This is a genomic window from Flavivirga algicola (assembly GCF_012910715.1).
GTDB lineage: Bacteria > Bacteroidota > Bacteroidia > Flavobacteriales > Flavobacteriaceae > Flavivirga > Flavivirga algicola.
The window spans coordinates 7,170-30,993 of the sequence record NZ_JABBHF010000001.1; the positions used below are offsets into that span (position 1 = coordinate 7,170).

Annotated in this window: 20 protein-coding genes; 9 read left to right on the forward strand and 11 right to left on the reverse strand. The window is 31.3% G+C overall.

Going from position 1 to position 23,824, the window contains the following annotated elements; all coding sequences use genetic code 11:
- The 4 genes from HHX25_RS21135 to HHX25_RS00030 all read right to left on the reverse strand — a co-directional run.
- A partial coding sequence (locus HHX25_RS21135) for a PorP/SprF family type IX secretion system membrane protein (RefSeq protein ID WP_240964182.1) occupies nucleotides 1–1,484 on the reverse strand: 1,484 nt, incomplete at its 3' end.
- A 43-nt stretch (nucleotides 1,485–1,527) separates the two neighbouring features.
- On the reverse strand, nucleotides 1,528–2,979 hold the full coding sequence (locus HHX25_RS00020) for a T9SS type B sorting domain-containing protein (protein ID WP_169668776.1): 1,452 nt from the start codon (nucleotides 2,977–2,979) through the stop codon (nucleotides 1,528–1,530).
- Between the two features lie 170 nt (nucleotides 2,980–3,149).
- Complete coding sequence (locus HHX25_RS00025) at nucleotides 3,150–4,454, reverse strand: hypothetical protein (RefSeq protein ID WP_169668778.1); 1,305 nt, start codon at nucleotides 4,452–4,454, stop codon at nucleotides 3,150–3,152.
- A gap of 434 nt (nucleotides 4,455–4,888) precedes the next feature.
- Nucleotides 4,889–5,332, reverse strand: coding sequence for a hypothetical protein (locus HHX25_RS00030; protein ID WP_169668781.1), 444 nt, complete (start codon nucleotides 5,330–5,332; stop codon nucleotides 4,889–4,891).
- 436 nt (nucleotides 5,333–5,768) lie between these two features.
- Here HHX25_RS00030 and HHX25_RS00035 point away from each other — a divergent pair, with 436 nt between their 5' ends.
- The 7 genes from HHX25_RS00035 to HHX25_RS00060 all read left to right on the forward strand — a co-directional run bounded on the left by HHX25_RS00035 (nucleotide 5,769) and on the right by HHX25_RS00060 (nucleotide 13,870).
- Nucleotides 5,769–6,449 (forward strand): response regulator transcription factor, encoded by a 681-nt coding sequence (locus HHX25_RS00035; protein ID WP_169668782.1) that lies wholly within the window; start codon nucleotides 5,769–5,771, stop codon nucleotides 6,447–6,449.
- Nucleotides 6,450–6,452: 3 nt separating this feature from the next.
- Nucleotides 6,453–7,703, forward strand: a complete 1,251-nt coding sequence (locus HHX25_RS00040) for a sensor histidine kinase (RefSeq protein WP_169668784.1) — start codon at nucleotides 6,453–6,455, stop codon at nucleotides 7,701–7,703.
- Between the two features lie 6 nt (nucleotides 7,704–7,709).
- The gene (locus tag HHX25_RS21505; protein WP_394352849.1) at nucleotides 7,710–7,910 is read left to right on the forward strand and encodes a GDCCVxC domain-containing (seleno)protein; all 201 of its coding nucleotides are present in this window, start codon (nucleotides 7,710–7,712) and stop codon (nucleotides 7,908–7,910) included.
- Between the two features lie 241 nt (nucleotides 7,911–8,151).
- Nucleotides 8,152–8,946: a glycosyltransferase gene (locus HHX25_RS00045; RefSeq protein ID WP_169668786.1), complete on the forward strand. Its 795-nt coding sequence runs from the start codon at nucleotides 8,152–8,154 to the stop codon at nucleotides 8,944–8,946.
- Nucleotides 8,947–9,023: 77 nt separating this feature from the next.
- On the forward strand, nucleotides 9,024–10,328 hold the full coding sequence (locus HHX25_RS00050; RefSeq protein WP_205957963.1) for an ArnT family glycosyltransferase: 1,305 nt from the start codon (nucleotides 9,024–9,026) through the stop codon (nucleotides 10,326–10,328).
- 303 nt (nucleotides 10,329–10,631) lie between these two features.
- Complete coding sequence (locus HHX25_RS00055; protein WP_169668790.1) at nucleotides 10,632–11,531, forward strand: 3-keto-disaccharide hydrolase; 900 nt, start codon at nucleotides 10,632–10,634, stop codon at nucleotides 11,529–11,531.
- Between the two features lie 746 nt (nucleotides 11,532–12,277).
- Nucleotides 12,278–13,870, forward strand: coding sequence for a tetratricopeptide repeat protein (locus HHX25_RS00060; RefSeq protein WP_169668792.1), 1,593 nt, complete (start codon nucleotides 12,278–12,280; stop codon nucleotides 13,868–13,870).
- Between the two features lie 317 nt (nucleotides 13,871–14,187).
- Here the strand turns inward: HHX25_RS00060 and HHX25_RS00065 are convergent, their stop codons facing one another.
- Nucleotides 14,188–15,330 (reverse strand): ankyrin repeat domain-containing protein, encoded by a 1,143-nt coding sequence (locus HHX25_RS00065; RefSeq protein WP_169668794.1) that lies wholly within the window; start codon nucleotides 15,328–15,330, stop codon nucleotides 14,188–14,190.
- Between the two features lie 370 nt (nucleotides 15,331–15,700).
- Nucleotides 15,701–17,098, reverse strand: a complete 1,398-nt coding sequence (gene mnmE / locus HHX25_RS00070) for a tRNA uridine-5-carboxymethylaminomethyl(34) synthesis GTPase MnmE (RefSeq protein WP_169668796.1) — start codon at nucleotides 17,096–17,098, stop codon at nucleotides 15,701–15,703.
- Between the two features lie 386 nt (nucleotides 17,099–17,484).
- Here mnmE and HHX25_RS00075 point away from each other — a divergent pair, with 386 nt between their 5' ends.
- Both HHX25_RS00075 and HHX25_RS00080 read left to right on the forward strand, forming a co-directional pair.
- Complete coding sequence (locus tag HHX25_RS00075; RefSeq protein WP_169668798.1) at nucleotides 17,485–17,913, forward strand: hypothetical protein; 429 nt, start codon at nucleotides 17,485–17,487, stop codon at nucleotides 17,911–17,913.
- Between the two features lie 315 nt (nucleotides 17,914–18,228).
- Nucleotides 18,229–18,657 (forward strand): hypothetical protein, encoded by a 429-nt coding sequence (locus HHX25_RS00080; protein WP_169668800.1) that lies wholly within the window; start codon nucleotides 18,229–18,231, stop codon nucleotides 18,655–18,657.
- Here the strand turns inward: HHX25_RS00080 and HHX25_RS00085 are convergent.
- From HHX25_RS00085 to HHX25_RS00105, 5 genes are all read right to left on the reverse strand, one after another.
- Entirely contained in the window at nucleotides 18,649–19,479 is an 831-nt protein-coding gene (locus HHX25_RS00085) for a CvfB family protein (RefSeq protein ID WP_169668802.1), read from the reverse strand. The genes HHX25_RS00080 and HHX25_RS00085 overlap by 9 nt on opposite strands.
- A 121-nt stretch (nucleotides 19,480–19,600) precedes the next feature.
- A complete protein-coding gene (locus HHX25_RS00090; RefSeq protein WP_169668804.1) occupies nucleotides 19,601–19,939 on the reverse strand; it encodes a DUF2853 family protein in 339 nt (112 codons plus the stop codon).
- Between the two features lie 98 nt (nucleotides 19,940–20,037).
- Nucleotides 20,038–21,792: a 2-succinyl-5-enolpyruvyl-6-hydroxy-3-cyclohexene-1-carboxylate synthase gene (menD, locus tag HHX25_RS00095; RefSeq protein ID WP_169668806.1), complete on the reverse strand. Its 1,755-nt coding sequence runs from the start codon at nucleotides 21,790–21,792 to the stop codon at nucleotides 20,038–20,040.
- A gap of 448 nt (nucleotides 21,793–22,240) precedes the next feature.
- The gene (locus tag HHX25_RS00100) at nucleotides 22,241–23,374 is read right to left on the reverse strand and encodes a chorismate-binding protein (RefSeq protein ID WP_169668807.1); all 1,134 of its coding nucleotides are present in this window, start codon (nucleotides 23,372–23,374) and stop codon (nucleotides 22,241–22,243) included.
- A 3-nt stretch (nucleotides 23,375–23,377) separates the two neighbouring features.
- On the reverse strand, nucleotides 23,378–23,803 hold the full coding sequence (locus tag HHX25_RS00105) for a PaaI family thioesterase (protein ID WP_169668809.1): 426 nt from the start codon (nucleotides 23,801–23,803) through the stop codon (nucleotides 23,378–23,380).
- Between the last annotated feature and the right edge of the window lie 21 nt (nucleotides 23,804–23,824).

The following is a 23,824-nucleotide window of genomic DNA, read 5'->3' on the forward strand; positions in this document are numbered from 1 at the left end:
TCTTCTGCCTTGGCCTTGGCTGCTGCTGCTTCGGCTGCTGCCTTGGCTCTGGCCTCTTCTTCTGCCTTGGCCTTGGCTGCTGCTGCTTCGGCTGCTGCCTTGGCTCTGGCTTCTTCTTCTGCCTTGGCCTTGGCTGCTGCTGCTTCGGCTGCCGCTTTGGCTCTGGTCTCTTCTTCTGCCTTGGCCTTGGCTGCTGCTGCTTCGGCTGCCGCTTTGGCTCTGGCCTCTTCTTCTGCCTTGGCCTTGGCTGCTGCTGCTTCGGCTGCTGCCTTGGCTCTGGCCTCTTCTTCTGCCTTGGCCTTGGCTGCTGCTGCTTCGGCTGCCGCTTTGGCTCTGGCCTCTTCTTCTGCCTTGGCCTTGGCTGCTGCTGCTTCGGCTCTGGCCTCTTCTTCTGCCTTGGCCTTGGCCGCTGTAGCCGCTCTTTCTTTAGCTCTTGCTTCAATTGCTTCTGCTCTTGCCACTGCTTCAGCTTTTCTTTTTGCTGCTATTTCTGCTCTTTCTTTAGCAGATACTTTTGGTGTGGTTGATACTGTACGTCTTACTATCGGTCGTTTTTTCCTTTTTTCTGGGATAATAAGCGAACTTTCTTCATCATCACCACTATATCTGTATCTATGTCTGTTTTTAAATTTATAAGCTAAGGTAATGTCGTGGGAGTTTCCAAAATCTATTAAATTACCCATAGCTTTTTCATAATTATACTCTATAGAAATTTGAGTACTTATATTAATTCCTAAACCTCCCGATAATCCATATAAGGTATTATATCCTACTTGAGCCCAGATTCCCATAGGGATTGTTAACATAGCAATTCCAGAAAGAACCGTTTTCTCTTTTTTGAATTCCGATCTTATCAATCCTGAAAACTTACTTTCATCAAGAAAACCACGGGTATTGGCATAACCTGTATACATAACATGGGCTTGAATACTTTGTTCTGGGTCATCTTCAACAATTTTGGATGTTTTTATATTGTATAAAACAGCATTATTAATAGATAATCCGAAGTCAAGAAAATCTGTACCGTAATTTATTCCAGGATTTACTGTTAATATAGAATTTGAAGGGATATTCTCCAAGGACGGGTCTGCTGAAAAGTTTGTTACTATTCTACCATCATTTAGACCACTTTTATAGAACCCTAAATTCATCCCAAAAGTTAAATTGCTATCTCTGTTTAAAGTCACATTGTAAGCAAAATTTAAAACACCTCCAAAGGTCGTTAATACACCATAGTTTTGTTGAAATAGTCCAACACCAACACCTATATCTTCTCTAAACCTTCCCGAATAACCAAATAAGAATGTTTGTGGAGCGTCATCAAACTGACTCCATTGCCTTTTATTATTAAAGCTTATATATTTATTTTGCTCCCTTACAAAGCTAAAGGTTGGGTTGATAATATATTTATTGAATTTTAAAGAATTCCTAACAGGTAGCACAAACGAAACAACTCCATCTTCTTGAGTATGGAATTGCTGCATAAAACACAAAAATATAATGATATGTAATAAATATTTTTTCACGCTATTTTATCACCGTTATTGAACCTTTTTTTGTTTGTTGGTCCTCGGTTTTTATTATATAATAATAAACTGGGTTTACATCTTTGAAATCCAATCCTTCTGCTGGCCAATTATTTTGATAATCATTTGTTTGGAATACAATTTCTCCTTGCGAACTAATCAACATAATTTCTGTATTAGTTCCACTCACATATGCTTTGGGAATTACCCAGGTATCATTTATGCCATCGCCATTAGGGCTAATTAAATTGGGTATGTTATCAACATCTGGAAATGTTTCCTCTATCTCAAAAAGATATTGCTTTGATGACACGCAGCCAACCGTTTGATTAATAACAACTTTGTAGCTACCAACTTGCGTTGCTTCGTAGCTATCACTATTGGCACTAGCTATTAAATTATCGTTTAAATACCACTCATATTCTGGAGTGTCGGCATCATCGGTAACAGTAACGGTCAATGTGCCTTCCGATGGTAATAAATTGACAGCTGGCGCTTCTTGAACATCAATACTGCTAGAAAATTGATTGGCATCCAAATCAATAGATCCGCTCGTTGAGCAGGTACCTAAGGAAACATTCACTGAGTATAACCCTGACTCGTTGGTTTCATAGGTTTGATTTGTAGCACCATCAATCTCATTTCCATCTTTAAACCACTGATAGCTAAGACCTGACGTTACTGTTAATGTTGTTAATCCTTGCCCTGAACAAAATGGATTTCCCAAACTTGAACTTATAGTAGTTGAGGATCCAGAAGTGGCCTGGCTTACAGTGACTCTGTTTGAAAATGAATTCGAAGTACAGGATCCATAATTTGTTTCGACAAAATAAGTTCCTGGTTCACTGACTTCCAAACTCGGACCTTCCGCAACAAAAACCGATGTAGTTTCACTAGTTTCCTTAAACCAATTAAATGTCAATGAAGGGTATTGTAATGGTGAATCGTTATCTCCTACTCCAGGATTATCTATTGTTAACAAATAACTTCCACCAGCACAATAAACGGCTGTATCATTTAAATTATTAATTGAAAAAGGGGTGTCTTGGAATTTATAATATGCGGGAAAGGCAACTGAGCTACCTCCCGTCGAACCTGGCGAGGTACTTTTCACCCTAATTTTATACCCTTCTCCTGCAACTGTCGTGGGTACAGAAAAGGTAATTGTAGCTGGAGATGCTGTAATGGCACCTGTATTTGAAGTAAAAAGCACTTCTGGGTTAGAGAAACTCCCTGTCTCATCTGAAAGTTCCAGTATAAACTGATTGGTTGCTAAATTTATCGCACCTGCATTAAATTCAAATGTAGTATTAAAAGTATTGAAAGAAGGACTAGCACAAGTCTGAGTAAATCCAAATGTAGGCGGAAACACAACTTGCGCATTCATTATTTGTCCTGTAACAAACAGAAATACAAAAACAACTATATTATTAATAATAGTAAAATTTCTCATACGATACTTTCTCTTTTAGTAAATGAAACTTTTAGAAACAATTATCGCTCTAACAATACTGTTATTATTAGAATTGAAACTCACTTTTATAATAATTGTTGGTTGGTTTAATAAAAGAACTCGTTTTTTCTAAATCAAGGAAAAAATCATATAAAAATCTTTCCTACATTTTAATTTTTGCTATTGGCTGCTATTATCTTATTAATACGTAATCTAAAGTCAGGTCTTCTCTTATTCTTTAAATCAATAAATGTTTCTGAATTTTGACTTTTCGCATATACATTATAAAAAGATCTGTTACCATACCAGTTTTCTAAATCCTCATTATTAGAATTATACTCTTTAAATATATTTCCATTACAATTGTTGAAATACATATCAACGAACTTAATTTTCTCTAAATTCTCTTGATTAATTGTAATTTTATCATCTAATATTACTGCTGGATTAAATCCAGAAATAACACTTTTATTCATATCTAGCGAAGCATTTTCTCCTATGAAGACTGCTTCTTTGATCAAGCCCATTTTAATATGAGAACTTAAATCCTCACTACTATTGAACATGGTCATGTTTTTAGCTATTACAGATGTTCCTGGTTTGGTAAAATCGACTTCTTCTTTTTTATCATATGAAGTAATTTCCAAACATCTTGCGCCATTGCTACTAGTTGCATATGGAGATCGAATGGCCAATGAATTATCTAATCTAGATTGTGATCCTAAATTAAACTTAAAGTCATTACTATTTGATTTATAAGAAACTGCTTTAAGTAAATTAACTTCACCTCCTAATATTTCGAAAGAATCGCCTGCACAATGGCTCACCATGATATTTTCTAACACGGTTTCGTTTCCTACGCTAGCTAAAAGTAAACCATCAAAGTTTTCTCCGCCTCTTCTTTTCTTCCCTGCATATTCAATTCTTACATATTTCAAAATACCAGAATTACTATTAGTGTTTTCGCCACCATAGTTTGTGAATCTATAAGATGCTGGATCAAGATTTGAATACATGGATGCAACAGAACCATTTCCAAATTTGTTTGTTGGAGCATCACCTAGTATAATTAAGCCTCCCCAGTCGCCTGCTTTTTTAACACTTCTATTAGAAGTAAATATAATGGGGTCGGTTTCTAAACCTTCTGCTATTATGGTTGCTCCTTTGGCAATAGTTAATGATCCCTTAGTTTCAAAATCACCAATAATTACCGTTCCAGGCTCTATGGTTAAGGTTGTACTATCTGTAACAAAAACATTGCCTTGTAATAAATACGTATCTCGTTTAGATAATTTAGTATCTTGAGTGATGTTACCTATTAATATCTGGCTAGGTTCACCATAGTCTGCATTTTTAGGATAAAAATCCGTCCAATTATCTAACCAATTCTCTGTACCAATTATACCTTTTTCTTGCTGTGCTGATGCACTTCCAATCAGTAGAAGCAACATCATGATTTGGGTTATTCTTTTCATAACAGTTGTATTACACTTGTTTAGTTCTGTATTCAAATTTACGATTATTTACAACTAAGTTCCATAAAAAGCTAATAAATTCGATGAAATGCAAAATATTGTAAGTTTTTTCCTTATTATTTATTCGATATAATGCATGTAAGTCTTTAATAACTCTATATGTATACAGAATCTTAATATTCATGTTCTTGGTTTAATTAAAAAATCTTGACTAAAAATTAATGTAAAAGAAAATCTATAATACTATGATGACTAATCCTTACTTTATCATGTACAACAAACAGCATGCCTATTATAAAGAAAATAAGAAATAGGATTGTAAGGTCTAACTAACCTAATTTTTTAAACCTTGTTATAATAATTAATGAAAAATTTCCCTCAGATATTATTTATTTAAAATAAATCGAAGCATTGAGATAATAGCAAATCAATTATCAATGAAACTCACTGTATTGATGCAGTGCTTTCATGGTATCCTCATAAAATATAATAGCAGCTATTAGATTACTTTTATCTGAATAGGGCAACATGGTTCTCTGGAAATTGAGGGTGGTTTCAAGAAAGGCATCCGAGGCTTCGAATTCGTCTTCTAAAGTTTCTCTATTATCCTTGGTATTTGGAATTCCCAAAGTAGTCATGGTTACACCTGGTTTTGTAGCAAATGCTATATAAGGTAATGTTTTTACAAGAAGTTTTATTCGCTCAATATAAAGTTCTAATAATTGACCTTTTTGCATGCGATCCAATTCTTCTTTATCATGGTATTTTTTTATACCTACTTTTTCACTGATAATGCTTCTTGCTGCATCCTTTTGAGCAAAAGTTGCTCCAGTAATTAAAAATAAACTGAGACTTAAAAAAATAATTTTCATTTTCATATTACAAAATTTTCTTGATTATGAATAGCAAAACTATGCAATTTATCTTAAAAAACAACATTTTAACCGATTTTTTTGCATTTTATCCTGAATTTGACAGAAATCTGTGGTATAACAGTGAGTTACAATTGGATAAAAATATCTAAAAAATAAAATTCATTATTCACAAATGTAAAATGTTACTTACAATAATCGTCTTGTATTTTAAAAAGTTGGGAATTTTTATTAAAAAAACTTCATTTTATAGACTAATTTATTTGTTTTCTTACTTTCACTGCTATACATATTATATATATGTTAAAATTTCGTTTAGAATTTAGATTTAAAACTATTTTCGAAGTTTCAAAAAATTATAATATCCTGAAGTTTATTTTATAGACACTTAAGAGTTTGTTAAGATTTTATAAATATCTTGCCCAATTAATATAAACTGTATATGAAAATCTTAATTGCTGAAGATGAAATAATATTACAAGAATCTATCGTTAAATTTTTAAAAAGGGATGCGCATGTATGTGAAACTGCTTCAGATTATCATGAAGCGGTCTCTAAAATCTCAATTTATGAATACGACCTTATTCTTTTAGACATTAATCTCATAACCGGTAGTGGGTTAGATTTATTAAAACTAATTAAAAGGGAAGGAAAAAAAATTCCAGTTATTATTATTTCAGCAAATAATTCAATCGACGACAAGGTTGAAGGTTTAGATCTAGGGGCCGATGATTATCTAACCAAGCCTTTTCATCTTACAGAATTAAATTCTCGTATTAAAGCTGTTATGCGCAGAGGCAAATATGATGGTGATACCAATATAACTTTTAACGAAATTAAAGTTAACACGGAAGGCATGCAGGCTTATGTAAATAATAAATCGATACCATTAACAAAAAAAGAGTACGACTTACTGGTTTACTTCATCACTAATAAAAATAGGGTCCTCTCAAAAGAGGTTATTGCAGAACACCTATGGGGTGATAATATTGATGCTGTTGATAATTTTGATTTTATATATGTACACATTAATCACTTACGAAAAAAACTAACAAAAGTCGCTGCTAATTATATTAGAACAGTTTATAGGATTGGATATAAATTTACGGATGAAGACATGTAAGCAATGAGTCGGAAAAAAAAAGTAAAATTATTAAAAAAAACAACTCGAAGTTTCTTCACCTATAGTTTGACAGCCATGCTATTAAGTGTCGTAGCTCTCTATTTCATAACACAATATATAATTGATGATGAGACACAAGAATCTTTAAATTCTGCCGCATTTAGAATTGAGAAACTAATTGAAAAGGACGGAAGCCTTATTAATATTCATCCAATAATCAATACCGAAAAAGTTACAAACTTAAAATCTCAAAATATAAAAGATACGCTTTTATACGATCCAGCAGAAGAAGAACTAGAGCCTTATATGGAACTCACCAAATACAGAGAGATAAATGGTCACTCTTATAAAATTTCGGTTAGAGCAAAAATGGTGGAGCTACATGACGTTTTACAGGCTATTGTTTTATCCTCAATAATTTTCCTGACAGTCTTTTTAAGTCTTTATTATTTGAATAAAAAAAATATAGAGTCGGTCTGGAAACCTTTTTTCGATAATCTCACAAAAATCAAAGGGTTCTCGATACAGGACAAACAATCCATAGATTTTGAGGATACAGATATCGAGGAGTTTTCTGAACTAAATACAGAAATCAAGGCTTTGACCAATAAAGTTATTGCAGATTATGAAAATTTAAAACATTTTACTGAAGATATTTCTCATGAAATCCAAACGCCTTTAGCTATTATTCAAGCCAAGATTGATAATGCATTTGATGAAAATCAAATAAACGAAAAACAATACAGTCTATTAATTGATATCTCCAATAATGCACGAAGGTTGGCCACTCTTAATAAAAAATTAATTTTATTAGCCAAAATTGAAAATCAACAATTTAAATCTTCTAATAAAATTGATTTTACCGCAGTCTTAAAAAAATCTATAGAAAACTTTGATGGGCTAAGTGAGCTACCTATTCTAACTAAAGAAATGACCCCTATTGAAATTTATTTTGATGAATATTTAGCAGGGGTTATTGCTGATAATTTAATATCTAACGCCATAAAGTACACTACTTCTGGTGGAGAAATTATAATAAAAGCGACCAACAATCAATTCATTATTTCAAATACTGGCAAAACACCGATTAAAAATCCAGAAAAACTATATAATCGATTTTATAAAGAAAATACAACCAAGAAATCTCTTGGTCTTGGACTTGCTATTGTGAAAAAAATCTGTGATCGTTTTGGACATACTATCTACTATTCCTTTGATGACTATAAACATGTTTTTAAATTAACTTTCAAATAATAGTGTATGTCATTAAAAACTACTATTTCTTGCCCATATTGCCATCATAAAATGACCACAAAGATGTCGCAAACCAGCATTCATTATCTACATGAATGCAATAATTGCTTCAAGGTATTGAGGGTACCGAAAGATAATTGCTGTATTTTTTGTTCCTATGGTACTAGGAAATGTCCCAGTGCTCAAAAAGCATTTCAGGATAAATAGTTATACCTTGACTTACAACTATAAATTTACTTAAGGTTGTCTTAAGAACTACTTAAGATTCTGCATCTACTTTCGCCTTTTATTAGAAAACCAATGCTTTTAGCTTTGAAATATAAATATGCTTTGCTTATACGGGGATTCTATTTATAGGTTATTTCTATTCCTCTCGACAAGATAATACCATAAAAATTACTTGATAGAGCTTAAATAGAAATTTTAATAATCGGTGATAAAAAATTTTATGGGTAAACTTAGATTTAATAATTTTTCTTTGGTGCTCGTTATTCCATGCTATAACGAGTCTGACAGGTTACAACCTAAACTATTTTATTCTTTTCTACAAAAGCATAAAAATATTGCTATTTTATTTTCCAATGATGGCTCAAGCGACAATACGCTTAATGTACTTCAGGAGATAAGAGGAAAAGCCCCTGATCGTGTTTTTATAGATAATATTGAAACTAATAAAGGAAAAGCTGCTGCAGTCCGTTCAGGATTTTTATATGCAGAAAAACATTTAAATTTTGATAAGATAGCCTATTTGGATGCCGATTTATCTACTTCTCTAGATGAGTGCCTAAAATTAAGCGAATTCATTGATTCAAAAATTTTCTTTGTATTTGGCTCCAGAATTTCTAAAATTGACAATATTATTAGTAGAAAGTTCTTTAGATTTTTTACTGGCCGATTTATTGCTACCTTTATTTCAAGACAATTAGGGCTTTCTGTTTATGATACGCAATGTGGTTGCAAAATCTTTAGAGCCGATTTGGCCAAACAATTGTTTAAAGAAGAATTTATTTCTAAATGGCTATTTGATGTTGAATTATTCCACCGTTTGATTCATCTTATAGGAAAAAGCAGTATTAAAAACACCGTAAGAGAAATTCCTTTGCAGTCTTGGATAGATGCTAGCAACTCTAAAGTTAAGACATCCTATTTCTTTACCTTATGGTACGACTTTATACTGATTTCAAGAAAATATAAAAAACAAGCTATAAGTTCATGGAAAGTTATTCCTCAAAACAACTTTTAAAGAACCCTTTATTTTATACATTAAGTACTCTCTTCCTATTAATTATAAGGACTTTTATAAATGGGACGCTTCCACTAATGGATAAAACTGAAGCTCGATATGCCGAGATTGCCCGAATCATGTGTGAAACCAATAATTGGATAATACCACAAATAGATTATAATCTTCCATTTTGGGCAAAACCACCTTTATCAATCTGGTTATCGGCTTTGAGTATGAATGCTTTTGGAGTTAACGAATTTGCCGCTAGGTTACCTGCTTTGGTCTTATCTATTTTAATAATAGCCATGATAGGCAAGTATGCTAAAAGACAAGGATTACCTTTCTTTTTACCCGCTTTTATTTTATTATGTGTTCCTGAATTTTTACTACATGCGGGAGTTGTATCTACAGATATGACTCTTACATTTTGTGTAGTTCTTACGATGCTTTCGTTTTGGGAAAGTAGCAGAATGCATCAAAGAAACGTTTGGAATTACCTTTTTTTTGTTGGAATTGGACTAGGGTTATTAGCAAAAGGTCCTATTATTCTAATTTTAACCATACCTCCATTACTTCTTTGGTTGTTCTTTTTTAAAGAACAAATCCGAACAATTAAATCGATGCCCTGGTTAATTGGTATTCTTATTGTAGCTATGCTTAGTTTTCCATGGTATTACCTTGCAGAAAAAGCGACTCCTGGTTTTTTAGACTATTTTATTGTAGGCGAACATTTTAAACGTTTTTTTGATTCTAGTTGGAATGGGGATAAATATGGTTTCCCTAAGTCTCAACCTATAGGCATGGTATGGGTATTCCTTATTTTATTTACGCTTCCATGGATACTTTTGGTAATTAGAAAGATATGGAATGAGCGATTAAACTTAAAATCATACAAATGGTTGTTATTTTTGGTTGTGTGGTTATTGTGGACGCCTATTTTCTTTACGCCTTCAAAAAGCCTAATTCATCCTTATATTATGCCAGTAATGGTGCCTTTAGCATTGTTAGTTGTTTATGGTTGGAAATCTATAAAATGGAAGCAAATTTATGTAACTGTTGGTATCATACTACCAATTGCTCTAACTATTATATTTTCTATTTCTCTTTTAAACAAAAGCATAACGTATTATAGTAAAACGGATAAATATTTATTGGAAAACGCTACAAATGAAAAGGTCCCTGTTTATCATTTATTTAAAGAAAGTTATTCTAGTAGATTCTATTCTAAAGGGAGTATTAAGCAGATTACCCTCAATCAATTAAGTAGTATCACACAAAATAAGAATCCGTTTTTAGTCATTATTTCTCATCGTGACTCAATATCTTTAAAAGAAGTCCTCAGGAGTAAACTAAAAAAATTAGAAAGTAATAAATATAAAAGCATTTATTCCAATAGATAGGTTTTATTTTTTAAAATCGTTTTATTTCAGCCTAACATAAACCTCAATTTTCAACTTTTTGTTCATGCTATTTTTTAGCCTGTTTACTTGTCATATTTAATACTAAAAAGACGATATAATAACTGAACAAAAACTGAATTTTCAATTTACATCTCATTTTTCAACTTTAAAAACAGTAAAGTTTTGTAATATTACAGTACCATTAATGTGCGATCAAGATGAAATAATTTAATATCTGTTTTGATTCATTGCGAATGTTATATTAAATGGAGTCAATATTCAGTTAAATAAATTAGTAATAACATGAGGTTAAAAAATATTCCCTTTTACTTTCTTTTTCTTGTAATTTCCTGTTCTCAGGTAAAAAACGAAAAACATTCAAATGAACATAAAAAACATCATTGGGATGAACTAATTGATGCTGATTTATCAAAATGGGATACTTATTTAAGCTACCAAATACAACCTGGATACGATGGAACACAACCAAAAAATGAACAAGGTGAACTAATTCCCCCAATAGGACTAAATAAAGCTGGATATAACGTTTTCACCACGAAGCAAGAAGGTGATGACATCATTATTATAAATAGTGGTGAATACTATGGCTGCTTAATCACCAAAGATGTTTATGAAAATTATCATTTTCAATTGAAATATAAATGGGGAGATAAAAAATGGGCTTATAGGAAAAATCTACTTAAAGATTCTGGTATTTTATATCATTCAATTGGCCCAATGGGAGCTGAATATTGGAGATCTTGGATGCTTTCTCAAGAATTTCAAATTATGGAAGGCCATACAGGTGACTTTTGGAGCCAGGCCAATTCTGCTATTGATATAAAAGCTTATAAGCCTGAGTCAAACTTAGATCCTTTGGCTCATGAATCCCAAGATTATTTACCCATAACCATGCATGGCCCATATGGAAACTATTGTTTACGAAGCAGCAATTATGAAAAACCCCATGATGAATGGAATACACTTGATCTGTTTTGTTTTGAAGGTAAAAGTTTGCATATGGTAAATGGCAAAGTGGTAATGATTTTAAAAAATTCAAGATATATAGACGAAAACGATAAAAGTATTCCATTAACAAAAGGAAAGATTCAATTACAAAGTGAAGCTGCTGAAATATTTTTTAAGGACATTAAAATAAGAAAAATAGATTCACTAACTCAAAAGCAAAATGCTCTTTTCTAATTTTTGAAAAAATAACATATATATAAATAATTTTAAGGAATTCACTCGTTAAAAGTCCTTTTCAAGATCCTAATAATAATCAAACATAAGGATACCTTCCACAGAGAGAATCTTTAGTAAGAGTTGGAACTACAAGAACCAAACTATAACAGGAATATCTTTGAATAGATTCCAGAGTTTAATCAAACTTCTACTCTTACAAAAATATTGGCAAATGCTTTAATTTTTCTAAAAATAACCAGAGATTTCAACACGATCATTTCAATAATTTGCATTAAACTATTGCAAAAACTCTAATAGTGTTTTCTTTTGAATTAATACAAAGTGTCTAGTTAGATGTTCAACATTTATAGTTGTTAATAATAAACTCAACCACCTATTTCAGCATGAAAACATCGTTTTTTTAGTATTGTTACCCAATAATAGTCTAGTTTATATTTAATGATTGTCTAGTAAAATTTTATTTGTATCATTATATTTATGTAATTTTGTGGAATCACATATATTAATAAATATTCAATTTTTCAACTAGGCTGATTTAATATATTAGCAAAGAATAAACCTATAAGTTTTTTATTCATTACTAGAAGTTAAAACTATTGCTACAGATTTTAATGAAAATTTCAATTTTAAAGCTTCGCGTTCAAATATTTTAGTAGTCTCTTATGAATATCTTTCTTAAATTGAAATTTCGCTATGTCTTTTTTGATACACAAATAATGAAATATTATGGGTTTAAGCTGGTCATGATAGTTTCTAGCCTTAGTGGTTTTGCAAATACTACTATGCAAGATTCTATTCATAATAATTCTAATCAAGTTTTTCATGAGGCTAAAAAAATAAGGTATAAAAACCCAGATAGTGCCTTAGTTTTATTAAAACAAGCCTATAATAAGTCTATAATTTCAGGAAATACAACTCAAGCTGTAGAGTCTTTAATAGAAGCCGCAATTATTCATGCTAATCAAGCTCGTTATGCCAAAGCCTACGATGACTCCTGGAAGGCTCTTTTTTTAACTGAAGATATAAAAAATGACTCCCTAAAAGGGACTGTTTACAACAATTTAGGAAGACTCTATAGTTTTTACAAAAGAGAAGATCAAGCTCTCAAATATCTACAAGCTTCTTTAGAAATAGGTAAATCTTTAGTCGAAAAAAAGAAAAGAAAACCTGCTTCTCTTGTTAATAACTATCATGCGTTTTGTTCAACATATAGGGAGTTTGATAATGTTGAAATGGCTGAAAAATATTTAGACAGTTGCTTTTTGTATTATGATGAATCATTATTAGAGAAAAATAAAAAATACCTTCAATTTGAAAAAGCTTATGTGTTGGCACAAAAAAAGGATCAGCAGGAAGCTTTAAAGATCATGCGCACTATTGAGCCTTGGTTTTTAAATAACCAACCGTCTTATCTGGTTCTAGTATATACATATTGGGGAGATATTCATCAAGCTCTAAATAATTATAAACTTTGCGAGAAATTCTATAGCAAAGCCCTTGATTTTTCTAAAACCTATAATAGTCATATAGATTTCACACCACTCATTTATGGGAAGCTTTCAAACCTCTATTCTTCCAAGGGAGATATGGATAAAGCATTTAATTATTTTACCATAGCCAAATCTTTGGATGATCAGTTTTTTGATAGTAGAAGTGAAAATAATAGGCCATTATTAGAAATTAAAGGTGTGTATCTTTTAGAAAAAGAACGTCAGGAAAGGCTTATTCAAAAACAGCGATTAGAAAAGTTAGAGCAGGAAGATAAAATATATTTCCTGCAACGCGTGATATTAATAGGCGCCATTGTATTTATAATTGTTGTTGGGCTTATATATTTAAAAAACTTAAGAGCAAAGCATCAAGTAGAAAAACAACTTATTAGAAAAAATAAAGAGCTAGAAGTGCGAAAAGCAAAAGAGCTCTTAGAACTTAAAAATAAAGAATTGGCAACTTCTGCATTGCAACTCATAGAGAAAGATGAGTTTTTAAGAGATTTAAAAAATAAATTAAAAAGTGAGGACGGATTAAATTCCTTTGAAATTAACAAAATTCTTAAATCCATATCTGTTAGCAATAATGTAAGTTGGGAAGAGTTTAGGTTAAGGTTTACTGCAATCAATGAAACGTTTTATAAAAAGATTACAGAAAAATATCCAAATTTAAGTCAAACCGATTTAAAAATTTGTGCATTGGTAAAATTAAATTTTTCAAGTAAGGATATGGCTAGACTATTAAGTATTTCAGTGGAATCTGTTCATACAACCCGATACAGATTAAGAAAAAAAATGGGAATAGCCCGAGGTGAAAATTTAGAAAAATTTATTTCTTCACTTTGACCCGCCCTGAGCAAGAGCTTCATAATTTAATACAATTATATATAAAAGTAATATTTAAGCAAAATTTGACCACTTGATTTTAATTTCTAAATATAATTTTACTCTCGATACAATATTTCAATTCTTTATTAAAATTATATAAATCTATTTATACAACTAATTTTTCGGATACGATTCAAGCCCTTTAAATCTTTTCTTTTAAAAAATAGATTTGGTAAATTCTTATCAATATTTATTCACCTTTAACTAAAAATTAATATAATCGATAAGAATAATGTTCTTTAAAAGTGTTCCCATTAATTGTCAATATCATATAATCATCTAGCTCCTTTACTAATTAAAAACTCAGAGACTTTGGATAAATCATTTTCTTTGGCCAACTGAAGTGGCGTTTCGTTATCATTATTCAGTTGATTAATTTGCAGTCCCTTACTAAGCAAATACCCCATAATATCTATAATAATTGTTTCATCAAGTGTCCATGATTGTGCGGCAATATGTAAAAGCGAAAAACCTTTTCTCTTACTTCTTTGATTAGGGTTAATATGTAAGTCTTCTACAATCTTTTTAATAACCAATTGATCACCAACACTAACTGCTTCTTGAAGTGTAAAAAGTTGATCTTCTTCTGACTCAAATTCACATAAATAAAAGGCGACTTGTGATGCATCATTTTCCCTAAGAGCGATCCGAGATAAGCTCAAACCATGTCGTTTTTGATGAATAGGAGCACCTTGTTCTTTTAGTTCTTTAATAGCATCAAGATCATCTCTCTTTGCAGCTAAATATAAACTATTAAGAATAATTCGTTCTGCTATCAGTTCCAGGTTTGGTTCCTTTGGCAAAAGAGAGTCAAACACAAAGGTATCAGCTGTGATTTTTAGTGTTTCAGTTTTCTTACTGTAATTACCTAACTCACAAAAATGCTCCTGTTGTGCATTATTAAAACGAATCCAAAATTCAAAATCTTTATTGAGACTCTTTAATTCAGACCAATCAGAAAACTGTTGTAGAAAAACAAAAAGGCGTTGAACCACTAGAGTCGCTTTCAGGTAATTACCAGATAAATACTTTACTCTGTCCATAGTGAAATTTTCATCACTTACAAACTGGTAGTATTTACTTTTGGACTCACTATCATTGTCTTCGGAATAGATGTAACAATTGAACTTACTCTCATCAATAGAAACGATTACCTCCTCCTCTTCCTCTTTCACATCAAGGCCAAAAGCACGAACAACCATAGACTCTCCTGCTTCTATCCAAAAAAGAACCCCATCAGAGTCTTTCAGGTCGTTATACAATACAGGAAAGGCATCATCTGGGTTGATAGGAACAATGGACTTTTTTACGAATTCAATAAAATTAGGGTCTTCCTTTTCTTGAAGATAATTCCAACACCTGGCAAATTCGCTATTTTCAAAATATTGATAAAGTTGCTTTAGTTCTTCTTCTGTCATGCGAGTGATTAATACTATTTTAAATGTATCAAATCTTTAAAACAAGAACAAATAATCTTGATAATTTCACTACCTAAACGCACAAAATGATAAGGGATTTTCAATAACTTACCATTGTTTTGCAGAACTTATCCGTTTATAAACTTAAACTATTCGATTATAAATTTGCTAAAGTCCAACACTTAAAATTTAAAGATCATTGGTTTTAAACATATATGAATTATGAAAATTGGAGGTACAAAAAAATGTATCCCTATTAGTCTATTTAATACGCGTAAAAATTAATATTGGTCGTAAAAATGAGTTATTTTAGGTCTGGGCAAGATTAGATTAACTCTCATTGAATTTTATTGTATCTAATTAAAACAAGCTATTTCCCGATACAGAAATTAGCAAAAATATTACCTAATAAATCATCATTGGTAACCTCCCCTGTAATCTGGCCAAAATGAAACAGTGCCTGACGTATATCAATGGCTAGAAGGTCTCCTGATAAACCAGTTTCAAGACCATCTTTCACCTTTGAAACCTCTTCCAAAGCTTTTAGTAAAGAGTCGTAGTGCCTTGTATTAGTAACTATGGTTTCATCATTACGCAAAGCGCCTGTATTTACAAAATTAGATAAAGTTATTTTTAAATCCTCAACCCCCTTCTTTGTTTTAGCAGAAATCAATTTAATATCAGGAATGTTAGATATTAGCTCATTAAGCTCCTTTTCAGAAATGGTATCAATCTTATTAGCAATAACCACTAAAGGTTTTTGAGGGTATTTATTCTTTATTTTTTCAATTTCAACAGCAATGGCTTCCACTGATGTCTTGTGCGAAAAAATAGATTCGGCATCAAATAAATAAACTACGACTTGAGCCTGGTCTATTTTTTCAAAGGTCTTTTTAATACCAATGCTCTCAACCACATCTTTGGTTTCACGTATACCAGCCGTATCAATAAACCGAAACCCTACGCCTCCTATTGAAATTTCATCTTCAATAGTATCTCTAGTAGTACCGGCAATATCGGAAACAATGGCTCTTTCTTCATTCAATAAGGCATTCAACAAGGTAGATTTCCCTACATTGGGTTCTCCCACTATAGCTACAGGAATACCATTTTTTATAACGTTACCAACCGCAAAGGAATCAATCAATCGTTTTAAAACCGTCATGATTCTTTCTATTAATTCTTTAAACTGTGTTCTATCCGCAAACTCTACATCTTCCTCAGCAAAATCAAGTTCTAATTCTATCAAAGAGGCAAAATTTAAAAGTTCCTCCCTTAATTTAGCTATTTCGGAAGAAAACCCACCACGCATTTGTTTCATTGCTATTTGGTGCGATGCTTCATTATCACTAGCTATTAAATCTGCTACAGCTTCCGCCTGACTTAAATCTAATTTACCATTCAAAAAAGCTCGTAATGTAAATTCACCTGCAGTTGCCATTCTACATCCTTGACGTAAAAACAACTGAATAATTTCTTGCTGAATATAATTAGAACCATGACAAGAAATCTCAACAACATTTTCTCCTGTATAAGAATTAGGGTCTTTAAATATAGATACCAGTACTTCATCCAAAGTTTTATCTCTATCAACTATATGTCCTAAATGAATAGTATGCGTAGATTGCTTAGAAAGTAACTTGCCAGAAACAGATTTAAATTGCTTCTCTGCTATTGATATGGCCTCTTTTCCAGACAATCTTATAACGGCAATAGCTCCTGCTCCAGATGGTGTTGCCAAAGCCACTATGGTATCTTGATTAATCATCTGGTAAAAATACTAAATTTGAAATGCTAATACCTACAAATTATGTCACAAAAGAACTGTATTAAAACATGAAATACGCTCCTTGGAAGCAGGTTTCATCAAAAATTAATATATAATCTATTTTTCGGCCATGAATATAAAATAACAAATTCGCAAAAATATTAACTATTTAATACTATTAAAGTGAAAATCCTGAAAGCCTCCTAAATTTCCTACTATTTTTTAAAATATTTGATAAAAATTTGATTTACAGGTATTTAACTTTATTATATTATGCATACATAGTATATTTGCAAGCTGTTTTTTTAATTTGAAACCAAAAATAGAACGGTTATTATAACTTCTAACTGACTAAAATTTAAAGAGGTATATAATTTAGTATAAATATGAAAATAATTGAATCTGATTTTTCAAGTCATATCCTAAAATCTGTAGAAAAAAAATTAGGAAACATATTTTTTTTTCACCACATAGCGGTTGTGGAATTTAACGAAGGTGTGCATATAGATATTAATAATTCATCTGAAATCTTCGAAGAACTGAAATCTTATTTTGGAGAATCTAGACCATTTGGAGTCATTGCAAACCGAATTAACTCATATTCTGTTAAACTTTTAGACGCAGACCTATTCAGACAACAGGTAAAAAATTTATGTGCTTATGCAGTGGTAGGACACAATCCTGCTAGCAAAATGAATGCTGAGATAGAAAATGGTTTTTGTATTTCTGAAAATATCAATTATGATACCATACATGAAGCTTTAAACAATGTCTATAGCAAAGTAAAAAGTGATATTTTATTTTCTTTAAATTAGAATAGGCTTGCAGTCTTTGTTTTCTTAATTGCTATCTATCTGTATAGCTAACTACAAAACCTATTTAAAAACAACAAATACAAAAATCATAAATATTTAATAACATTTAACAAAAAAGCTTAACAAAAAAACAAGATTCAATAAAAAATAAAGATTTTTTCATAATAATATGACTAAATATTATTTACTCTTGAATATTTTATACACACATGTTATATTTGTAAATTGTTATTTATATGACCAGTCAATTATAAGTTGACAGAAATTATAACTTCCATTCTCTCATTTTTAATAAAAAGAAGTATATAATAGTATATGAAAATTGCTGAATCTGATTTTGCAAGCCATATTGTAAAATCTGTACATAATAAATTAGGAAACATATTCTTTTTTAATCACATTGCCGTTATAGAATTTAGCGAAGGTGTGCATATAGACATAAACAATTCATCTGAAATCTTTGAAGAACTAACAAATTTCTTTGGTAATTCCAGACCATTTGGAGTTGTTGCTAACAGAATAAATTCATATTCTGTGAAACTACTGGATGCAGAATTATTTAGAGAGAAGGTAAAAAATTTATGCTATTATGCTGTAGTAGGACATAATACTGCCAGTAAGATGAATGCCGAAATTGAGAATAGGTTCTGTAAATCGCAAAAAATTAGCTATGACAGTATTCATGAAGCTATGAATATAATTTATGGTAAAGTAAAAAAAGACATCTTACATTCTTTACACTAAATAAATTCCATCAGATTTTATTTCAATTTGGCGTTGTTTATATAATGTTCCAATCGCTTTCTTGAAACTTTTTTTACTCATTTGAAGCGTATCTTTTATAGTCTCAGGGCTTGATTTATCTGTAAGATTTAAATAACCACTGTTATCATGAAGCTCATTCATAATATGTTGGGCATTAGGCTCTATATTTCTATAACCTATTTTTCCTAAGGTAATGTCTAATTTATTTCCTGGTCGGATTTTTTTAACAATACCTTTCAACTTATCACCAACACTTAGATCTGAAAAAATAGCATCTTTATAGATAAGTCCTGAGTGTATTTTATTTACAATAACATTCATCCCAATATCTGAAGGGTGTGACACAATTAAATCGACCTCATCAAACTCACGCACCGTAAGATCTCTGTTATCCAAAAATTGGTTTGTTTTACTTGAAGCCACTAACCTATTGGTTTTTTCATCTAAATAGCAATATACCAAATACCAGCCACCAGGTTTCATTTTAAAAGCCTGCTCTTTAAACGGGCAAAATAATTCTTTAACCAATCCCCAATCCAAAAATGCACCATAATCAGTTACTTGGTTGCAACGCAACAAAGCAAAATCATCACGTTTAACATAAGGGATATCCGTTGTAGCTACAGGACGTTCTTCATTATCCAAATACACAAATACTTCTAGCTTATCCCAAATTTTAAAAGTCTCTGGTACATACCTATTGGGTAATAATACTTCATTATCTTCTTCATCAATTAAATACACGCCATGATCTGTTTCACGAAGTATTTCTAATGTATTGGTCTGTCCTAAATGTATCATGCAACAAAGGTAATGATATTCGATTGAGTTTTATTGGAGTTAAAACAATTTATAAATCAAAATGGTAATAAAAAAGCACCACAAAATTAGTAGTGCTAATAATTTCTATGCAGAAAATCGATTAAAAAACTGATTCCTTTTTAAAATGCTTAGTTAATAAATAATATACAACAACTCTATACTTATTACGATTAGATTTACCATACTTATCCATAACTGTAGATATACCTTCGTCTAAATCAGTACTATCCTTTAATCCTAATTTTTTAATCAGGAAATTGTTTTTTACTGTAGCAAGTTCAGATTCGTCCGAACTAGAAACTGTTGATGAATCTGGGTTATAAATGGAAGGGCCACAACCAATAGCTACTTTGGTTAATAAGTCCATATCTGCAATAACACCAAATTTATCCTTTAAATCTAAAGCATACTTAGCAATAAGCTCATCTCTTTTATTCATAATAATATGTTTATAATATGTGTTAGTAAAATATTAATAATTGTTTTAAATATAGCTGCTTTTTAGACGCAAAAAATAGAAACCTGTTACATTTTATTTTACCCAATAAACTTAAAATAATTTAGAAGCACTTCATCATTAAGGTCTTTTGGGGTAAAAACCTCTAATAACTTGGGCAGGTTATCTTCTGAATAAAATGAATTTAATGACGCTTTTAACGCAGCCTCATCTGAAACAGCTTCATATTTAAAACCGTACATCTTACACAAGTGCTCTGCTGTTAATTGATGGTATGTTTCAAAATAGGTATCAAAGTTTTCTGTGTTCTTATGCCCTGGAAGAATTCTAAAAATGCCTCCTCCTTGATTGTTGATGACTATAATTCTAAAATTATTAGGGATGTAATTATTCCAAAGCGCATTACTATCATATAAAAAACTTAAATCGCCCGAAATTAATGTTGTTTGTTTGTTGTTTCCAACCGCACAACCAATAGCAGTAGCTGTACATCCATCTATACCACTAGTCCCTCTATTACAAAAAACTTCTAATGTTTTATTTAAGTCAAATAATTGTGCGTATCGCACAGTAGAGCTGTTTCCCAATTGTAAGATTGTATCATTAGGAATGGATTTCAATATACTATCAAACGCTTTTAAATCACTAAAACCTATACTATTTAAGTAATCATCATGTTTAACAAGCCTCGATTCTTGTGTATATTTCCAATAAGGATAATAATCACTTTTTATTGGAGCTGTTTTAGGTAACAATTTAGAAAAGAAATAATTGGGCGTTGTTTTTATAAAATTATTTAAACTAAAAAACGTATCGTTTGCTTTGTTTTGGTCGATATGCCAATGCTGTTCTGGTTTATATTTTCTCAAAAAGGCTTTAATTTTTTTTGAAACTATCAAGCCTCCAAATGTGAGTAAAATATCTGGCTGAAGTTTTTCAAACCCTTCATCGTTTAAAGGAGCTATTAGTTTATCTATACTTGGAAAAAAGGCTTTATGATGTAAATTTGATGTAGTTTCTGTAAACACGATAATACTATCATCTGCGGCTAAGGTCTCCAACCATTGCTGCTCTATCTGGTTAGGTTGGTTAACTCCAACAAGTACCATCTTTTTTGAAGCAGCATTCCAATCTTTAACACAATCTTCTAAAAGAGAATCATCAACCTGCAATAATTTTTTTTCAGCTATGGTCACTTTTGGTTTCACAGACAGCTCATTGACCACTTCATATAATGGTTCGTCAAACGGCACATTAATATGTACAGGTCCTTTTTTAACAAGTGCTATATTTATGGCCGCATCGACTGCTTCTTCATTATATTCTTGAATTCCTTTCTTTAACCCAAGTAAAGTCTCAACCTTATTTTCTAAATTTTGAAAAATAGGAACCTCTTCTACTCCATTTACATCGTCTTCTTTTAAATCGAGTTTTAAATTTGATGTATACAAAACATGATTTTCAAAGACATTTTTCTGGTTGATGGTTTGGCCATCCCCAATGCCAATTAAATGCTTTGGTCTATCGGCTGATAGAACAATTAAAGGAATATCACTATAAAATGCTTCTGCAACAGCAGGATAATAATTTAATAATGCGCTACCAGATGTACAAACAACGGCTGTTGGTTCTTTTAATTGCTGAGCAATTCCTAAGGCAAAAAAAGCTGCACAACGCTCATCTACAATACTATAACATTTAAAATAATCATCATTAGAAAAACCAATGGTTAATGGTGCACTTCTGCTACCTGGAGAAATAACAATATGCTTAACACCTTTTGCTTTACATAACTGTACAACGGTTTGTGCTAGTGGGATTTTTGGATAAATCATGTGGTAGTAATCTAATCGCAAAAATAAGAAATAGGTAGAAATACTTAGCTACAAAACGCTTTTAATTACTATTACGAAACTTAGTTAGAAATATGCAATATGTTTTTTTACAATTAAGAACCCTCAGTAAATGTATTCAGCAAGATTGGAAAAGCTAACAATTAATACATGAGATACATTTGTGATATCTAATATCTAAAAGATGAAATAAAGTGAGTCTTTTAGACAAAAACGACATATCATGGAAAGTCTGCTCTATATCGAACACAATAAAGCTTCGAGTATTAAAAAGTTAGAAATCATAGATTTTTATAACAAAAAACAAGCCTATATCCGTACACAAAGAACTTATAAGTTTCCCCCTCATTATATTCCTGGATGGCTTTCTTTAATCCAGATCTGGCTTCATTTTTGTTTTCCCGATTTTTAAATAGACAAGAGCATCCAACTACAAAATATTTTTAATGACTAAAGATTTGGATACCGTTTCCTCCCACTCTTTTTCTGGATCGGAATGCTTTGTAATACCCCCACCAACATAAATAATCGCTTCGGTATTCTTTAATTGCATGCACCTTAAGTTTACATACAATCGTGTACTTTTTCTATTGATGGTATAAGCCCTATTTTCAATATTACGTTTTGCAGATCTTGATTCTAATTTGGTTTCCATATTAATTTCTCCTAAAAAACCTGTATAAAATGTTCTGTCATAGGGTTCATTCTCTAAAATAAACTGTTTAGTATCCTGCTTTGGCAAGCCACAAACTGCAGGTGTTGGGTGTAACACAGATACAATCTCTTTTAAATTTGATCCTGATTTTAATCGAGCAGAAATCATTGTTTTTAGATGCAGTAAATTTCCAGCTTTTACAGTTTCTGTATCTGATACTTTAAAGCTCGCAACCACAGGTTTTAAATTATCTATTATAAAATCGGTAACAAATTGTTGTTCTTGTTTTTCTTTATCCTGCCAAACAATATCTAAAGTTCCTTTATAGTCCTGTGTACCTGCTAGTGCCATAATTGAGAATTGATTGCCTTCAATCTTTATTAACGTTTCTGGTGTTGCTCCCAACCATAGTCCTACTTTAGGGTGATACCAACAATACACAAATGCAGAAACATATGTACTTAGAAGATCCTTTAAAATAGATAATGGGTCGGGATCTGTTATGGTTAGAACTTCCTGCCTGGACAGCACCACCTTTTTAAATTGATTATTAGTTATAGCTTCTACACCTTTTTTAATCAAACTAATGTGTTGTTGCTTTTCTTCTGTACGATCTCTTATTTGGTAGCTCTCTTTTTTCTCTTTTTGGTATGCTGTAAAATCAGCAGTGGTAATGGTGTTTACATATAAGCTTTCGGAACTTTCTAAAGGTATTAAAACTGTTTTATTAGCATTATCAAAAGGAGAAAACACAAATCCTTTTTCTAAAAAATCACTTGTAAAATGTAGATCGTTACTTTGTTGCAATAAAGCATTTATCCGATTTTTATTTGGTTTTCTATATACAACAAAAGGTAATTCATTCTGGTATTGCGTTTCAATACGTTTAAAAAAAAAATCCAACGTCATTAACTATTTCTTTTTAGGTAAGGCAATCGTAGATAATTTGCAAATTGAAATCAAATTATTTGCTTCATCAGTAACTCGTATATCTAATAATTGCGTCGTTCTGCCTTTATGTAAAAAAGTAGCCCTGGCATAAACAAACCCTTCCTTAATACTCTTTATATGATTTGCTGTAATTTCTATTCCCCGTACGAAGAATTTTTCTGTATCTATAAAAACATGCGATGCAAAACTACCCACGCTTTCTGCTAAAGCAGCAGTGGCACCACCATGCAATACACCATCTGGTTGATGTACTCTGGGGGTTACAGGCATTCTAGCTATTAAAAAATTATCCCCATAATCTATAACTTCAATACTCAAGGTTTCCATTAAAGTATTTTTACAAGCGGCATTTGCTTGGGCTAAGACTTTTTCCTTAGATAATTGCATAGAATAATTTACTTTTAATGT

Excerpts from the sequence above, each read along its gene's own strand:
- HHX25_RS00040 (WP_169668784.1), top strand. The coding sequence starts at position 6,453 with ATGAGTCGGAAAAAAAAAGTAAAATTATTAAAAAAAACAACTCGAAGT.
- menD (WP_169668806.1), bottom strand. The coding sequence starts at position 21,792 with ATGATTTATCCAAAAATCCCACTAGCACAAACCGTTGTACAGTTATGT.
- HHX25_RS00060 (WP_169668792.1), top strand. The coding sequence starts at position 12,278 with ATGATAGTTTCTAGCCTTAGTGGTTTTGCAAATACTACTATGCAAGAT.
- HHX25_RS00085 (WP_169668802.1), bottom strand. The coding sequence starts at position 19,479 with ATGATACATTTAGGACAGACCAATACATTAGAAATACTTCGTGAAACA.
- mnmE (WP_169668796.1), bottom strand. The coding sequence starts at position 17,098 with ATGATTAATCAAGATACCATAGTGGCTTTGGCAACACCATCTGGAGCA.
- HHX25_RS00075 (WP_169668798.1), top strand. The coding sequence starts at position 17,485 with ATGAAAATAATTGAATCTGATTTTTCAAGTCATATCCTAAAATCTGTA.
- HHX25_RS00100 (WP_169668807.1), bottom strand. The coding sequence starts at position 23,374 with ATGACGTTGGATTTTTTTTTTAAACGTATTGAAACGCAATACCAGAAT.
- HHX25_RS00090 (WP_169668804.1), bottom strand. The coding sequence starts at position 19,939 with ATGAATAAAAGAGATGAGCTTATTGCTAAGTATGCTTTAGATTTAAAG.
- HHX25_RS00035 (WP_169668782.1), top strand. The coding sequence starts at position 5,769 with ATGAAAATCTTAATTGCTGAAGATGAAATAATATTACAAGAATCTATC.
- HHX25_RS00020 (WP_169668776.1), bottom strand. The coding sequence starts at position 2,979 with ATGAGAAATTTTACTATTATTAATAATATAGTTGTTTTTGTATTTCTG.
- HHX25_RS00025 (WP_169668778.1), bottom strand. The coding sequence starts at position 4,454 with ATGAAAAGAATAACCCAAATCATGATGTTGCTTCTACTGATTGGAAGT.
- HHX25_RS21505 (WP_394352849.1), top strand. The coding sequence starts at position 7,710 with ATGTCATTAAAAACTACTATTTCTTGCCCATATTGCCATCATAAAATG.
- HHX25_RS00080 (WP_169668800.1), top strand. The coding sequence starts at position 18,229 with ATGAAAATTGCTGAATCTGATTTTGCAAGCCATATTGTAAAATCTGTA.
- HHX25_RS00065 (WP_169668794.1), bottom strand. The coding sequence starts at position 15,330 with ATGACAGAAGAAGAACTAAAGCAACTTTATCAATATTTTGAAAATAGC.
- HHX25_RS00030 (WP_169668781.1), bottom strand. The coding sequence starts at position 5,332 with ATGAAAATGAAAATTATTTTTTTAAGTCTCAGTTTATTTTTAATTACT.
- HHX25_RS00055 (WP_169668790.1), top strand. The coding sequence starts at position 10,632 with ATGAGGTTAAAAAATATTCCCTTTTACTTTCTTTTTCTTGTAATTTCC.
- HHX25_RS00050 (WP_205957963.1), top strand. The coding sequence starts at position 9,024 with ATGGATAAAACTGAAGCTCGATATGCCGAGATTGCCCGAATCATGTGT.
- HHX25_RS00045 (WP_169668786.1), top strand. The coding sequence starts at position 8,152 with ATGGGTAAACTTAGATTTAATAATTTTTCTTTGGTGCTCGTTATTCCA.
- HHX25_RS00105 (WP_169668809.1), bottom strand. The coding sequence starts at position 23,803 with ATGCAATTATCTAAGGAAAAAGTCTTAGCCCAAGCAAATGCCGCTTGT.